12 protein-coding genes are annotated in these 14,050 nt (G+C 55.6%); 5 read left to right on the forward strand and 7 right to left on the reverse strand.

Translation table 11 applies throughout. From position 1 onward, the window contains the following. The first annotated feature begins 1 nt into the window (after position 1). Complete coding sequence (locus tag ABDW36_RS23540) at positions 2-1,018, forward strand: DUF6528 family protein (protein WP_343704388.1); 1,017 nt, start codon at positions 2-4, stop codon at positions 1,016-1,018. A gap of 323 nt (positions 1,019-1,341) precedes the next feature. Here ABDW36_RS23540 and ABDW36_RS23545 read toward each other — a convergent pair whose 3' ends face one another. Next, entirely contained in the window at positions 1,342-3,516 is a 2,175-nt protein-coding gene (locus ABDW36_RS23545; RefSeq protein WP_343704389.1) for a DUF5916 domain-containing protein, read from the reverse strand. Between the two features lie 110 nt (positions 3,517-3,626). Continuing rightward, complete coding sequence (locus ABDW36_RS23550; RefSeq protein ID WP_343704390.1) at positions 3,627-4,166, reverse strand: hypothetical protein; 540 nt, start codon at positions 4,164-4,166, stop codon at positions 3,627-3,629. 166 nt (positions 4,167-4,332) lie between these two features. Here ABDW36_RS23550 and ABDW36_RS23555 point away from each other — a divergent pair, with 166 nt between their 5' ends. Further along, complete coding sequence (locus tag ABDW36_RS23555; protein ID WP_343704391.1) at positions 4,333-4,854, forward strand: N-acetyltransferase; 522 nt, start codon at positions 4,333-4,335, stop codon at positions 4,852-4,854. Between the two features lie 111 nt (positions 4,855-4,965). Here ABDW36_RS23555 and ABDW36_RS23560 read toward each other — a convergent pair whose 3' ends face one another. Genes ABDW36_RS23560 through ABDW36_RS23575 form a run of 4 tightly spaced genes read right to left on the reverse strand, consistent with a single transcriptional unit; the run spans position 4,966 to position 9,725 of the window. Beyond that, positions 4,966-6,816, reverse strand: coding sequence for a PQQ-binding-like beta-propeller repeat protein (locus tag ABDW36_RS23560; protein WP_343704392.1), 1,851 nt, complete (start codon positions 6,814-6,816; stop codon positions 4,966-4,968). Between the two features lie 3 nt (positions 6,817-6,819). After that, positions 6,820-7,149 (reverse strand): cupin domain-containing protein, encoded by a 330-nt coding sequence (locus tag ABDW36_RS23565; protein WP_343704393.1) that lies wholly within the window; start codon positions 7,147-7,149, stop codon positions 6,820-6,822. 4 nt (positions 7,150-7,153) lie between these two features. Beyond that, the gene (locus ABDW36_RS23570; protein ID WP_343704394.1) at positions 7,154-8,410 is read right to left on the reverse strand and encodes a tetratricopeptide repeat protein; all 1,257 of its coding nucleotides are present in this window, start codon (positions 8,408-8,410) and stop codon (positions 7,154-7,156) included. A 1-nt stretch (position 8,411) separates the two neighbouring features. Then, the gene (locus ABDW36_RS23575; RefSeq protein ID WP_343704395.1) at positions 8,412-9,725 is read right to left on the reverse strand and encodes an AAA family ATPase; all 1,314 of its coding nucleotides are present in this window, start codon (positions 9,723-9,725) and stop codon (positions 8,412-8,414) included. A gap of 85 nt (positions 9,726-9,810) precedes the next feature. Between ABDW36_RS23575 and ABDW36_RS23580 the strand changes: the two genes are divergently transcribed. Both ABDW36_RS23580 and ABDW36_RS23585 read left to right on the forward strand, forming a co-directional pair. Continuing rightward, a complete protein-coding gene (locus tag ABDW36_RS23580; protein ID WP_343704396.1) occupies positions 9,811-10,275 on the forward strand; it encodes a sigma-70 family RNA polymerase sigma factor in 465 nt (154 codons plus the stop codon). Further along, on the forward strand, positions 10,263-10,802 hold the full coding sequence (locus tag ABDW36_RS23585) for a hypothetical protein (RefSeq protein ID WP_343704397.1): 540 nt from the start codon (positions 10,263-10,265) through the stop codon (positions 10,800-10,802). Before ABDW36_RS23580 ends, ABDW36_RS23585 begins: the two co-directional genes overlap by 13 nt. 1 nt (position 10,803) lies before the next feature. Here ABDW36_RS23585 and ABDW36_RS23590 read toward each other — a convergent pair whose 3' ends face one another. Beyond that, positions 10,804-11,952, reverse strand: a complete 1,149-nt coding sequence (locus tag ABDW36_RS23590) for a putative sensor domain DACNV-containing protein (RefSeq protein ID WP_343704398.1) — start codon at positions 11,950-11,952, stop codon at positions 10,804-10,806. A gap of 164 nt (positions 11,953-12,116) precedes the next feature. Here ABDW36_RS23590 and ABDW36_RS23595 point away from each other — a divergent pair, with 164 nt between their 5' ends. After that, on the forward strand, positions 12,117-14,033 hold the full coding sequence (locus tag ABDW36_RS23595) for a PKD domain-containing protein (RefSeq protein ID WP_343704399.1): 1,917 nt from the start codon (positions 12,117-12,119) through the stop codon (positions 14,031-14,033). The last annotated feature ends 17 nt before the right edge of the window (positions 14,034-14,050 follow it).

Here is a 14,050-nt window from a genome sequence, read left to right on the forward strand (position 1 = left end):
TATGACCATGAGAAGAATTGCCGTCTGGATGTTTTACGCGCTGCTGGGCGTATTGATGGCCTGCGGGAAGGGAAAAGCGGAGCCTGAAGGCCCGGATACCGGTAACCCGGGCCCTGGCCCCGGAACAGGGAGCCCTGAGCCGCCGGCCAGCGTGGCCGATTGTAAGAAATGCATCGTGCTGGCGGAGCAATTACACAACCGCGTTGCCATTGCAGACGTACCTTCCGGCCAGATCATCTGGGAGTGGAAGCCGGAGCAGTCTAACGTAAAACAGCAGCACCTGGCCTGGTTTACCAACACCAGTGACGCCAAGCCGGTGTACGATGGAAAATACATCCTGGTGACCGCCTCCGGCGGCGGGGTGGCGCTGGTGCGCATTGCTGACAGGAAAACGGTGTTCTATGCCTACGCGGGCGGCAACACCCATTCCGCGGAGCTGCTGCCAGACGGGAATATTGTGAGCGCCTCCAGCACCGGCAATTTTATGACCGTATTCAAGGTAGACAGCACCAAAGCCGCGGAAGAAGTATACAGCCGGAACTTTCCGCTGGCCTTCGGCCATAACGTGGTATGGGATGAAAAGCAGCAGGTGCTGTGGTCTGCCGCAGACAATCACCTGATTGCCTTCACCTACAACTTCAACTGCAGCGATCCGGCTTTTACGCAGAAGGAATCGAAAGACCTGCCCGGTAAAGATGCGCACGAGCTTTTTCCCGTATACGGTAAAAACGCCCTCTGGCTTACCAATACCACCAACGTGTACCGGTATGACCTGGATACCAAAAAGCTGGAACAGACCACCGGCATCCAGCCGAATATCAAAAGCGTTTCTTCCGGAGACGCCAGTCTGCCCACCATCATCATCCGCCCCAAAACCAGCTGGTGGACGGACGAGGTGATTGATGAAAAAGGTAATACGGTGTTTTACCTGAACGGCTTGAAGATCTATAAAGCCCGCTGGTACCTGAAGAATACTTTCAGTTACCCGGCCACGCATAATATCAGGCAGTGTAAATAGCTGCCTTTGCCCGGCCCGCACCCTGTCTTGACCCTGTTTACACCCTGTTTTGGTAATGTAAGCAGGGTGTAAACAGGGTCAAGGCAGGGTCAGAACAGGGTCAAACCGGGGGCCTGGTGTATTTAATACACCGTGCCCCCGGTTGTTTTTATGAGGCGGTAGATGGAGGGCAGTCAGCATAGTTTCCTGACCCTGCCAGTTGATGTTGAGTCAGTTGCAAAAACGGAGTTCAAAGCCTCTTGCGGTTTCCTGACTCTGCCGGTTGATGTTAAGCCAGTTGCAAAAACGGAGTTCAACCTCTTGAGGTTTCCTGACCCTGCCGGTCAGATGTTGAGCCAATACACCAGCTTTACCACCAGCGCGCGGTTCTTTACGAAGAACGGCTCGGGCAGGTAGTTGTCCGTATACACAATAAAAAGATCTGAAGCAGGCCGGTAACGCCACTGGAAGCGGGTGTTCAGGTTCATGTTCTTCATTTGCTCGTTGTATTGCATAAAACCGGTGAAGAAGAGCGTGTTGGTCATGGTGACATCCAGCCGCGGGCCTACCAGCCAGAAATCATTCAGGCCCCAGGGTTGCGGCAAATCCAGCTTGTTGTAATTGGCGCTGAGAGCAATGCTCACATACGGCTGGAAGCGGTACCCAAATTCCCCGCCCAATGTAAGGCGCCGGCCGTCTGCATAGTAGCCGCCATAGCGGGCGCTGAGGGAATAGGTGAAAAGGCTTTGCGGTTTGGATACATAATCCGCGCCCACGGTATTCCAGTGGTGGCGCGTACCGGTAACAAGACTGTCTTTCCCCACGTTAACCGGGTCAAAAGGCTGCAGCAGCTTGATGTAGGTATTGGAGCCCCAGAGCGTAAGCGTATTTCTGCTCCGGAACACCAGGCCATAGGAGGTGAGCAGCTCATTATCTGTATGCCGCATTTGTTCGTCAAAAAAGCTGGTAGATGTGATCTGCGGGCCGTGGCTCAGCACGGGGCCGCTTTTCGGGAAAAAGAGATGGGTAATCTGCGGCATCAGCTTGATATAACCCTGCCGCGGCACGTAGCCCACTTCCGCCGTATAATTCTTACCCACGTACTCATGCTGCCAGCTGATGTTCCATTTGCGGCTGGTGTATTGCAGGTTGGCGGCATGCGCCCAGTCCCGCCCGGTTTTGCCCGGACTGAAAGACTTCAATACCATGGCCTTGCCCGTCCAGAAATTGTTGGCGGAGGCCAGGTTGTATTCCAGCCCGAAGTTGCGGTTATACCGGGAGTACACCGGCGTGCCCGGCTCCGCTTTTTCAGGATGGTAGTTGATGGATTCTTTGTTGATGGCCAGGAAACCCACGTTGGAGCGGGCAAACACCCGCCGCTGCAACGCGGCCACGGTGAAGTTCTGCGCAGGCAGGGCGGTAGACGACTGGCTGCCGGTTTGCATGTTCATCACCCCCAGCCGCCAGTCTTTATTCAGCTTGCCGCTTAAACGCGCCCCGAAGTGAATGGGCACACCCAGGCCTATACGCCGGGAAAAGAAGGGGCGTATGCCTGCATACCCGAAGTTGGTGAACTGGTCTCCATTTTCCAGGAAAAACTGCCGCCGTTCCGGGAAAAACAGTTCGAAGCGGTCAAGATTAGTGACCTGCTTGTCTACGTCTACCTGGGAAAAATCAGGGTTCACCGTCAGGTCAAGGTTCAGGGAGGAGGTGATGGCTATTTTGGCATCCAGCCCCGCGTCTCCCCGCCATTTTTCAGGCTTGCCGGACTGGTAGTCTTTATTGACGCCGCCCAGCAGGTACGGTATCAGCGAAATATTGGGGCCGGGGTCTGGCGGCGGCACGTCCCACACCAGCACGCCCGTGTAGGCCAGGGAGGCGGACGGGAATTGCCGGGGAACGGGCGCCCAGCTGCTTTTTTCCGTTGTCTTCAGATCGTTACGGCCGAAGTTGATGCCCCATTGGGTAATGCCCTTTTTGTAGCGGATGGATTTGAAAGGGATCACGGCCTCAAACACCCATTTGTCAGGGTAGTTCCTGACCACGGAATGCCACTTGTTGTCCCAGCTCAGGTCTACCTTGCCGCCATCGTACATCAAACCGTCCCACTGCGCTCCCGCGGCATTGGCGCCAAAGGAGAAGCCGTTCGTCTGGTCGTCAAACGGGTCCATGAAAAGCAGGAAGTTGTCGTTTTTCAGGAAAGCAAAATCGCGCCGGAGAGATTCTACCATGTAGGGGCCGGGCACGCCGTTGAAATTTTCTACCAGCAGGTAAATGTTCTGCTGGTCGTACGTCATGCGCACGTCTGTACGTACCTGGGCAAAACTGGTGTCCATAGGCAGTATCATGAAGAAGTCCGTGGCCGTTTCCGCGTCTGCCCAGGCCTGCTCGTCAATAACGCCGTCTATTTTGACGGGAGAAGTGGCTTTGCGGATGTGGAGCTGGTAAGCGCCGTTCTTTTTCTGTGCCGACAGTTGCAGGCAGCAGAAGCAGATGAGTAAACATGGGAGAAGTCGCACAATAAGTTGTTTCCGGGTTAGGCGGACAAAATAGGTAAAAAAGCACGCCCGTGCAACAAAAAACGGGCGCCGCAAAGACGCCCGTCATCAACTGATAACCTTAAAAACAACTAGATCGATTGAGTGTATATGGATTTGATCTTAAACGTCTTTGCATGATTGTCGTACCAGGCCAGTTCGTGATTGTGGCGGAACTGGATATCCAGCAGCTGGTGAAACCTGTCATTGTCAGGGAAGGCCTGTTTCAGGTTGGCAATGGTGAGGGGCTGCAGTTCGCTGCCCGGCGCTGCGCTGAAAAAGTACTGTGTTTCCGTAACACGGCCTTTGCCTTTGGAGGTTTCCACCTGGCGGCTGTAAATCGGGAAATGTTCGGCATCCAGTATCTTGTAGGCGTTGTTGCCTATGATACGGTAATCCTGGTTGCCCTGGCGGTAGCCGTACACGTCGCTTTTGTCAAGCAGCAGCTTTTTGTTGCCGTCAGTCACCTTCACTTTTCCGTACCGGAACGGGATGTGGGCATTCACATCATCGTAACGCAATTGTTTAGCGGCAAAATCCTCTGCGGTCAGATAAACGCCATTTTGTGCAAAGGCAGTGGTGCTAAGAAAGCCCATGCCCAGGATGGACAGTGAGAGAAAGAATCTTTTCATTGCTTTGCGTTTTGGTGTACTGCGAATTTACGGAATCGGTGAGGAGCGGGGATGACATTTATCATGTATGGGGGGAAGAAGTGTGATTTTAACAATTCTTTAAATGGGGAGGGTAACCGGGTTTACTACTCCTTCCCATAACCGCTAAAATACCTATTTTGCATATATGAAAATAGATATACGTGCTGAACAGGCTCAAGACATCCCCGCAGTTTACTCCCTCCACGCCGCCGCATTCGGGCAGGAAAATGAAGGCAAGCTGGTTGACCTCCTCCGCGAAAGCGAACATTACATTCCTGCACTTTCACTGGTGGCCGTGCTGGATGACACCATCATCGGGCATATCCTCTTTACGAAACTGAAAATTGTGACCCAAAGCGGCCGGGAGGTGGAAACACTCGCCCTGGCGCCGGTATCCGTTACCCCTGACCTGCAATACGCCGGTGTAGGCGGGCAACTGGTGCGCCGTGGGCTGGAGGTGGCTGCGGAACTTGGCTACGGCTCCGTGATAGTGTTGGGCCACCCGCAGTATTACCCAAAATTCGGATTTGCGCCGGCTTCCCGGTGGGGGATTACCACCTCCTATGAAGTGCCGGACGAGGTCTTTATGGCCATGGAGCTGCGGCCAGGCGCTCTGCAGGACGCCGCAGGCAGGGTAGTGTACCCGAAAGAGTTTGAACAGGTATAAAGTGATACTATTTTCGCAAACACCTTCAAGGGAACCTCAAGCGAACGAGAAGCGAAGGTGAACCGAAGGAGAAGCGAAGGAAAGAGCCGAAAAATGATGTGAAAATAACATCTATTTCCCCGCTACCTCCAAACAAATCAGCTTCCCGTCCATAGAAGAAGCAATCACCGTCCGCTCATCTACGGGCTGCACTGTATTCACGAGACAATTGGAAAATTTATGCTGCCAGGCCCTGCTGCCGTCTTTGGCGGACAGCGCGGTAACCACGCCTGACTGCCCGGCTACGTATACAATGCCGTTGTATTCATTAATGGGTGAAGGGCATATTTCGTATCCCAGCGCCAGCGGCGATTTCCAGAGCAGCTCCCGCTCGCGGCTGCGCGCGTTCAGCGCTATGACATATCCCTGCATGGTTTTGGCGTAAATGCGGTTGCTGTCTGCCGAGATGCCCAGAGACTCCCGCACGTTATTGTCTGCGTCTTGTACCCGCCAGATGGGGAGGCCGGTTTCGGTGTCCAGCACGGTCATATACCGGTCAGGGCTCACCAGGTAGGCTTTGCCGTCTACTGCCACGGGCCATACCGCGGCGGGGGAGAACATGCGGTTGGAGGCGCCGTTGGTCCAGCGCCAGACCGGCGTGCCGGTTTCGGCGTTCAGGGCATAGAAGGTGTTGCCCCAGGAACCGAAGTATACCTTGTCATGATACACCATGGGCCTTGTTTCCACGAAACCCTTCACGCTGTCATAATCCCAGCGCTGTTCTCCGCTGGGAATGTGCCAGGCGCGGCAATGGCCGTCTGACCCGGCTATGATGGCCAGCTCCTTGTAACGGGCGGCGGAGGCTACAATGGCCTTGCCGGTGGGCCGCTTCCAGGCCAGGTGGCCGTTGGCGGTGCGCAGGCAGTATACATAGCCGTCTGTTGAGGGTACTACAACATACCCGTTGTACACCAGCGGTGTGGCGTATATTTTCCCGCCGGTGCTGAAGCGCCATTGTTTTTTGCCGCTGGCCAGCTGCACGGCGGCTATATCTCCGTTGGTATTGGTATAGATCACCTGGTTGCCGTTAACGGCTACGGCGCTGCCCATATCGCCGGCTTCCTGCACCATCCATTTCACTTTTACCTGCGGAAAGGTGTCGTTCACGGCGTAGGAGGGGCGGGGCGGGTTTTGCTCCCATTGGCTGCCCCGCAGCGCCACGCGGTGCCAGGCGGGCAGGGTGGCTACGCCGGGCGTACGTTCATTGAAATAGATGGAGTCTGCGGTGAGAGACACAATGTTGTACCCGCCAATGGGCGCCTTGGCCCTGAGGTTGGAGCGGCACATTACGCCGGGCTTGCCTTCCCAGGTATAGGCTTTGTTGGCGTGGCCGTGGCCGCAGAGCATCACCTTCACGTCACGGCTGCGCAGGCGGTCCAGCACGTCAAACCAGTTGTTCAGGCCTTCGTCTTGCGGGTAGTGGTTAATGTAGATGATGGGCAGGCCTTTGCGTTTAGGCTGTTTTAATTGTGCGTCCAGCCATACGAGGTTTTCACGCGGCACCTGCCCCGGGCCCATGCGCATATTGGGCCCGCAATTGGTGCCCAGGAACCAGTAACCTTTGTGCACAAAGCTGAAGGTTTCATTGCCGAACACGGTGCGGAAGCTGTTGCAGCCGCTTTCAGACCACTTGGTGTCATGGTTGCCGGGAATGATGTACCAGGGTTTCTGCAGGCGGTTGATAATGCTTTTGGCCAGTTGCAGCTCTTCGTCCGTGCCAAACTCGGTCACATCTCCTGAGAATACCACAAACTCTACCTGCGGCTGGGCATTGAGGTCGGCAATGGTGCGTTCCAGGTCTTCCTGCCCGGTTTGCACGCCTATGTGCGTGTCTGTAACCAGGGCAAAACGGAACAGCGTGTCCTGCCCGGAGGCCAGTACCGGCAGGCAGCAGCAGAGGAAACAATAAAAAAGGTGGCGCATAGTCTATTTATAATCTTCCCTGACGGGGGCAAAAGAATCTATCAGGCGGCAATCTGTAACGGCAAACCCGCCGTGCGGCGTGTGGGCGGGTATCACCACCACATCATGCGCGTGCAGGGTGTGTTTTACGCCGTTCAGCTCCATTTCCAGCGTGCCGGAGAGCACATAGGTCATCTGTTCATGCATATGTTCATGTACGGGCAATACGGTGCCGGCCTTGGCTTCCCAATAGGCCAGCGTATGCTGTTCCCCGTGAATGAAACGGCCGGTCATGCCGGGTACAGTTTGGCGGGAAGGTAAATCCTGGAAGGATACGGGTTTGGTGCTGCTCATGTGGTTAGCGGTTATTTTGTTTGATCATGATGGCGTTGGCCACCCACTGGAACACCAGCAGGCCGCCTGCGTAAACAATGCTGAAAATGTTCCAGGGGCTGCCGCCGCTGAAGGTAAGGGCAACGGCTATGGCGCCAGTTGCGGCCAGTGCGGCAGTGTAGATCACCAGCAGCTGCCGCTTTTTCTGCGGAGAGAACATGGCGCCCAGGGGCATCATGAGGGTGAGCCCGTAGAACAGCAAGAGCACCCAGCCGGCGCCGCCCGTGAGCAGGGCGCCCGCGCCACCGGCCGCGGCCAGCAGCAGGCTGATGCCAACAAAGTTGGAAGACAGTATCTCGTTCCTGTCCAGCAGGTGCCGGCCGTATTTGTTGAGCCGCAGGAAAAGGTTGCTCAGCGGTGAAATGATCCAGGTGGAAAAAGCAAAGGCGATCAGTAATATGATGAGGGGCAATACATAAGGTTCTGCTGAAGGATAAGTTCTGGCAACACCTTGTAATACTTTGGAAATCAAATATAAACCGATAATCACACCCCACTGGTATTTAGCCGTGAGGTTGCCCATCCAGAAGTAGAATTTCATGAATATCCGGTAAATGAAATACCGTGCTTTCAGGGCTTCGGCCATGCCGGCCTGGGCCAGTTCCATGTTGGGATCTATGCGGAGCGCTTCCGTAAAATGTTGCAGGGCCTCTTTGGCGGAGCCTTTTTCCAGCAGGCCCCAGCCGTGGTTGGCATGGGTGTAGGCGTTGTGCGGGTCGTGCCGGAAGGCGCCGTTTATGCTGCTGAAAGATTCTTCTGTGCGCCCAAGCTTCAGCAGGGCGGTGCTGCGGGCGTTCAGCGCCTGGATGTTTTCCGGGTCTGCCTCCAGCCCGGCTTCCGCCAGCTCAAGCGCCTGCTGGAACTGTTTGCGGTCAATTTTTATGAGGGCGTACAGCGCAAAATAATCCGCTTCCTGCGGGTCAAGGGTGATGGCCTGCTGCAGGTCTTTCTCCGCTTCATCGTACTGCCGCTCCTGGTAGATCCGCAGCCGCGCCCGCTGGTAGAAGAAATGCGGCACGTCCGGGAAAAGGCCGATGGCATTGTTCACCACTTCCATGGCCTTGTCGTATTTATCCTGCTGCAGCAGCGATTCCGCGTACAGCGCCATCACGTCAATATTATGCGGGTTTTCCGTGACCAGTCTGCCCAGTATCGCTTCCGCCTCCCTGAACTTCCGCTGCTGCAAAAGAATGGTGGCGCGCTGTATCATTTGGTCAGTCATCTTATTTCTTGATTTTCAGGTAATGAAGGATATCGTCATACAACCCGGCATCATTGGCGTACAGGGCAAAGTTCTTCGCAATGGAGAACCACTCCCGCGTGCTGGCCTTGTGCCTTTTCACGGCGCCCAGGAGGTCTTTTGTTCTGATGGGCTGGGGAATGCCGTCTTTGAAAGAGGCTTCCAGTTTTTCTTCAATGGCCATATCTATTACCGCCTCGATATCCGCCCCGGAGAACTCCGGAGTGTTCTTGGCAAGCTGTTCAAAATCAATATTTTCAGTTGGTTTTCCTGCTAATTTACTTTGCAGCATGGCACTCCTGGCCGGCTGGTCTGGCGGGGGCACGAATATCATCCGGTCAAAGCGGCCGGGGCGCCGGAAGGCGGGGTCCAGATGCCAGGGCAGGTTGGTGGCGCCCAGTATCAGGATGCCTTCGTTGGTATGCTCCACCCCGTCCAGCTCCTGCAGGAACTGGTTGATGAGGTTGCGGCCGGCCGACTGTTTCATATCGCTCCGGCTGGCGCCCAGGGCGTCTATTTCATCAAAAAAGAGCACACAGGGCGTGTTGTTGCGGGCGTACTCGAAAATGTTATGCAGGTTCTTTTCGCTGTTACCCACCCACATGTCCAGTATCTCGTTCAGCCCTACGGAAATGAAAGGCGCGTTCACCTGCCCGGCCGTGGCCCTGGCTATCATGGTTTTTCCGCAGCCGGGAGGGCCGTAGAGCAATATGCTGCCGCCGGTCTTTTTGCCGTAGGCCTTGTAGAGGTCAGGGTGCCTGAGCGGCTGTATGATCTTGATATCGATCTCTTTCTTCACCTGTTCCATGCCGCTCACGTGGGAGAAGTTGATGTCCGGTTTCTGCATAAAGAAAGAAAGGTCATCTTCTTCGCCTTCTTCCTCTTCCGGGTTATAGAGGCCCTTCACCCGCAGCTTGGCATCCAGCTCCGCATCGGTAAAGCCGGGGTGGAGCTGCAGGATGTGCTGGTAGGTGTCACGCGCATTTTCCCAGGCATTTTCCCGCAGGGAGGAGCGGGCGTAGAGCACCAGCACGTCCAGGTTGTCCGGCTCTTGTTTGAGCATATCTTCCAGTATCACATTGCAGGTGGCGTAGGCTTCTTTCCTGAAATATACCGTGGCAAGGCCCATCAGGCCTTTCACGTTGTTTTCCCGGGAGAGGGCTTCCCGGTATTCTTTCTCCGCTTCGTCAAGCCGGTTGAGCTGCAGCAGCGTTTCCGCCAGGTGCAGGCGCAGCGGCACGTTCTCCGGCGAAAACCGGAGCGCTTCCCGTAAACTGTCTATTGTACTTTGTGTCATATCTGTGCCTAAGATAGAATAAAAATTACTGACCTTTTTTCAGCCTGCTGTAAGTTTTTTACATTTCCTGCAACTAATAACCTGTATGAACGAAACGGAGTTTTTAGCACTGATAACGCAGCACCAGGGCATCATTGCCAAAATATGCAGGCTGTACCGGGACGGGAAGGAAGACCGGGAAGACCTTTTCCAGGAAATTGTGTACCAGCTCTGGAAATCAGTGCCCGGCTACAAGGGCCGCGCCGGCTTCAGCACCTGGCTGTACCGGGTGGCGCTCACTACGGCCATTGCGGCCTACCGTAAAAAACAGCCCCGCATCGTATATACGGCCACGCTGCCCGAACAAGCTGCAAGTGCTGAGAACGCTGACCAGGAGCAGCTGCTGCAAGCCCTGAAACGATTGAATGACGGGGAGAAGGCGCTCATCACCCTTTACCTGGAAGACCTCAGCTACCGCGAAATAGCCGCTATTACCGGCATCACCGAAAGCAACGTGGGGGTCAAACTGAACCGCATCAAACAAAAAATCGCAAAAATATGGACGCATTAAAATCAGCCTGGCAACAGTTGCCGGGCGGTGAAAAACAGCCGCAGGAGCTGCGCGGCATGCTGCAGGAAGGGCGCCACCCGGTGCTGCGGCAACTGCGGCGGCAGGTGGTGATAGAAAGCTTTTTGTTCTCCGCATTCCTGGCCGTGTATTATAATATGTTTGACGGGCACCGCCGCCCCCTCTGGGTGAACGCCTTGCTGGTAGCCGGCGTGTTGCTGGTGGTGCTGCACGGGCTGATGGGCTACTTCAACGCCAAACGGCCGGTAAAGGAAGCGGGCCTGCAGCAGGCGCTGGCGGCCAGGCTGCGGCAGCTGAGAAACTTTGCGGGATGGTCTGTGGCACTACGGGTGCTCGGCACCGCCTGCATCCTGCTGTTCTTTATGTACAGCATTACTTTCACTATGGAAAAGGAAATATTGCTGGGCTGGGCCGCATTGGTATTGATGGTTCAGTTTGCCTTGCTGGTCATGCTCTGGAGGAGGCGCATCCGGCGGCTGGGTGAGGCGCTGGATGAGCTGAAGGGGTAGCTCAAAGCAGCAAAATATCTATCCGGTGGGCCATGATCAGCTGCCGCGGCGCAGACCAGGAGAACACGGTGAAATACCCGTCTTGCGAAGCTACCAGCGCCAGCGCATCTTTCTGGTCATGTACAAACTGCGCGGCGGAAAGGTGGCGGGTGCCGCCAATGCGCGAAGGGTGCAGCAGGGCAGGGCTGCCGCCTATGACGGGTTCCGTGAGCAGCACTTCTTCTACGGCCGTGGAGTTGATGGAACGGGTTATTTTGGCGCCGAAGGCCAGCAGCTCATGCTGGTAGTTGATGATGGTGGCGCCGTCAACGGCCGTGAGGCCGGTCACGTTGTCTACTTCCCGCCGCAGGGCGTTCTGCCAGTAAATTTCGCTCACTATATTGCTGTCTTTCCGGATGAGGTCTGCCACGCCGGAGAATGCGGGAGATACAGGGTATTGCATGGGATGTACAATAGAGTCTTTCCAGTTGCTGCTTTCCACCGGCACCACCAGCAATATGCCGCCGCGCTTGTGCGCGCGCATGGATACGGCAATTTGTATCAGCACGTTCACCGGGTGGTTCCATAAAGGAGAAGCATTGATGCCCAGCAGCGAGGTGAGTATGCCGGGGCAGTCCATGTTCACACCGCAGGTCTCATCTACTACCTTCACCTGGTCCCCCCGCAGCACGGCCACATTGGTAAACTTGCCCAAACCCGCGGCGCGGCGGTGTTTCACTACCAGCAGGCCGGGTTCCGACACGTCCAGTACAAAACAGAAATTGGGCAGTTTGGTAGTGGTGCCCCAGATGTAAAGCCCTTCCTCATCGTACCATATGCCTATATGCACACCGGGCCGTTCTACGCCGGGCGCCAGCTTGGTGAGCGCCTTGGCGGAGAGGGGAATGCGGAACTCGAACAGCAGCGGCTTGCCCGCTTGCGAAGGGTGGAGGAAAGCCATGGATATACGCGGGGGAATGCCTTCTTCCCGCCGCAGGCTGGCCCAGAAGGCCACATCTATCATCAGTTCAATATGTTCCTTACCGGGCACGGTGGCCAGTTCTTCTTCCCCTTTTTCACGGCCTGTTTGCAGGTGCCGCGAAAAATGCGCTTCAATATCTGCAGATACTTTTTGCGCTGCCTGGTAAGTGGCTGTATTGCTCCATTCCATAAATTTCATTCGTTTAAACACTGCCTGTTTTGCAATAACGGAACAATGTTTGCTACATCACCGCGAATTTAGACTTTTTAAAATGATAACCCGGATTTCCAGGCAAAGATGTTTATCTTGTCTGAACGTCTGCATGTCCGCTCATGAAAAGTGTTTTATGTCTGTTGAGTTGCATCCTGTTCCTTTACGGATCTGTGCCCGCCCAGTTGCAGCAGCCTTACATCCTGAATGGTGCTGCTACACAGCGGACGTGTAACTGTTATGTGCTTACGGAAGATGTGCGGAATACCAGCGGCACCGTCTGGAATAAAAACAAGATCGATCTTACCCAATCTTTCAACTATGTATTTGATGTAAACCTGGGCTGTAAAGACGGCAACGGGGCAGACGGCATCGGGTTCATTTTGCAGACGCAAGGCACTAATCTTGGAGCCACCGGCCAGGGGCTGGGTTTTGATGGTATTTCACCCTCACTGGGCATTTTAATAGATACCTGGCAAAATAGGGACGAGAATGACCCGCCGTGGGACCACCTGGCCATACAGATGAACGGCGAGTCAGATCACCAGCAGCCGCAAAACCTGGCCGGCCCTGTAACGGTCACCGCTGCCAGCGAGAATATTGAAGACTGCAACTGGCATCTCTTCCGCATTAAATGGGACGCCACCGCCAAAACGCTGGAAGTGAGCGTAGACGGCGAAGTACGGCTGACCCTGCAAAAAGATATTGTACAGGATATTTTCGGCAATGACCCGCTGGTATACTGGGGCTTTGCCGGCTCTACCGGCGGCTCTTCCAATGTACAGCAGTTTTGCGCGGCGCTGCGGCCTGCCTACGCTTTTGACGGCGGGCAGATACTGTGTGACGGCACGCCGGTAAAGTTCCTTGACAATTCCAGCTCCTTCGGCGTGATCACGCGCCGCCACTGGGATCTGGGAGATGGTACCATTTCTTCCGATGCGCAGCCCGCGCCGCATCTATACGCCGCTCCCGGCCTGTATGACGTGAAGCTGGTGATAGAAGACAACAGCGGCTGCATTTCCGATACGCTGAAAAGCACCGTCACCATCGGTTCTTACCCCGTGGCGGATTTTAAACCGGAGCAGCTGTGCCTCGGAGAGCCTTTGCAGATGAAAGATGCGTCTGCCGTAAGCGTGGGCACGCTGCAAACCTGGCGCTGGAACTGGGGCAACGGCCAAACGGCCGCGGTGCAGCACCCCGTTGCGCCGTACACTGCTCCGGGAAGCTACAACGTGGAGCTGGAAGTGGTGAGCAAAGAAGGCTGCGCCAGCAAGGTGAGCAAGCCGCTGCAGGTTTTCGCTTCTCCAGACGTTAGCGCCACTGCCAGGAATGTATGCATCGGGGAGGCCGTGGAGTTCAAAGGAATAAATGAAACGCCTGCCGTTAACATAGCGCAATGGTACTGGGCCTTTGAGGCAGGAGATACTTTGCGCAGCCAGAACGTGTCTTACACCTACTCGGCCGGTGGAAAGCATACGGCGCGCCTGCATGCTGTCAGCAGTGACGGCTGCGCGGCAACAGCAGATACCAGCGTGGCGGTAATAGACCTGCAGCTTTTTGCCGGCAGGGATACGATGGTGGCCAAAGGGCAGCCGCTGCAACTCAATGCCAAAGCCAACGGGGAAGGCCTGCACTATAGCTGGCAGCCCGCCACCGGCCTCACTAATCCCAACATTGCAGACCCCGTAGCGCGGCTGGAAAAAGACCAGGTGTTCAGGGTAACGGTCAGTTCTCCGGAAGGCTGCAGGGATGAAGATGATATTGCGGTAAAAGCCTACACCGGCCCGGAATTTTATGTGCCTACCGCCTTTACGCCTAATAACGACGGACTGAATGACCGCTTCCGGGTGGTAGCGCCGGGCGTGCCGCAGCTGGATTTTTTCAGGGTGTGGGACCGCTGGGGCCGTGAAATATTCAGCGCCCGCTCTCTGGAACAATATTGGGACGGCACGCTCAATGGCAGGCCCGCTGCCGCCGGCACCTACGTATGGATGGTGCAGGGCGTGGATTATGAGGGCCGCCGCTTCAGCCACCAGGGTACGGTAACGCTGATACGGTAACCGGCCTGTTCCGTTAA

The sequence above is a fragment of the Chitinophaga sp. genome, assembly GCF_039596455.1.
Classification (GTDB): domain Bacteria; phylum Bacteroidota; class Bacteroidia; order Chitinophagales; family Chitinophagaceae; genus Chitinophaga.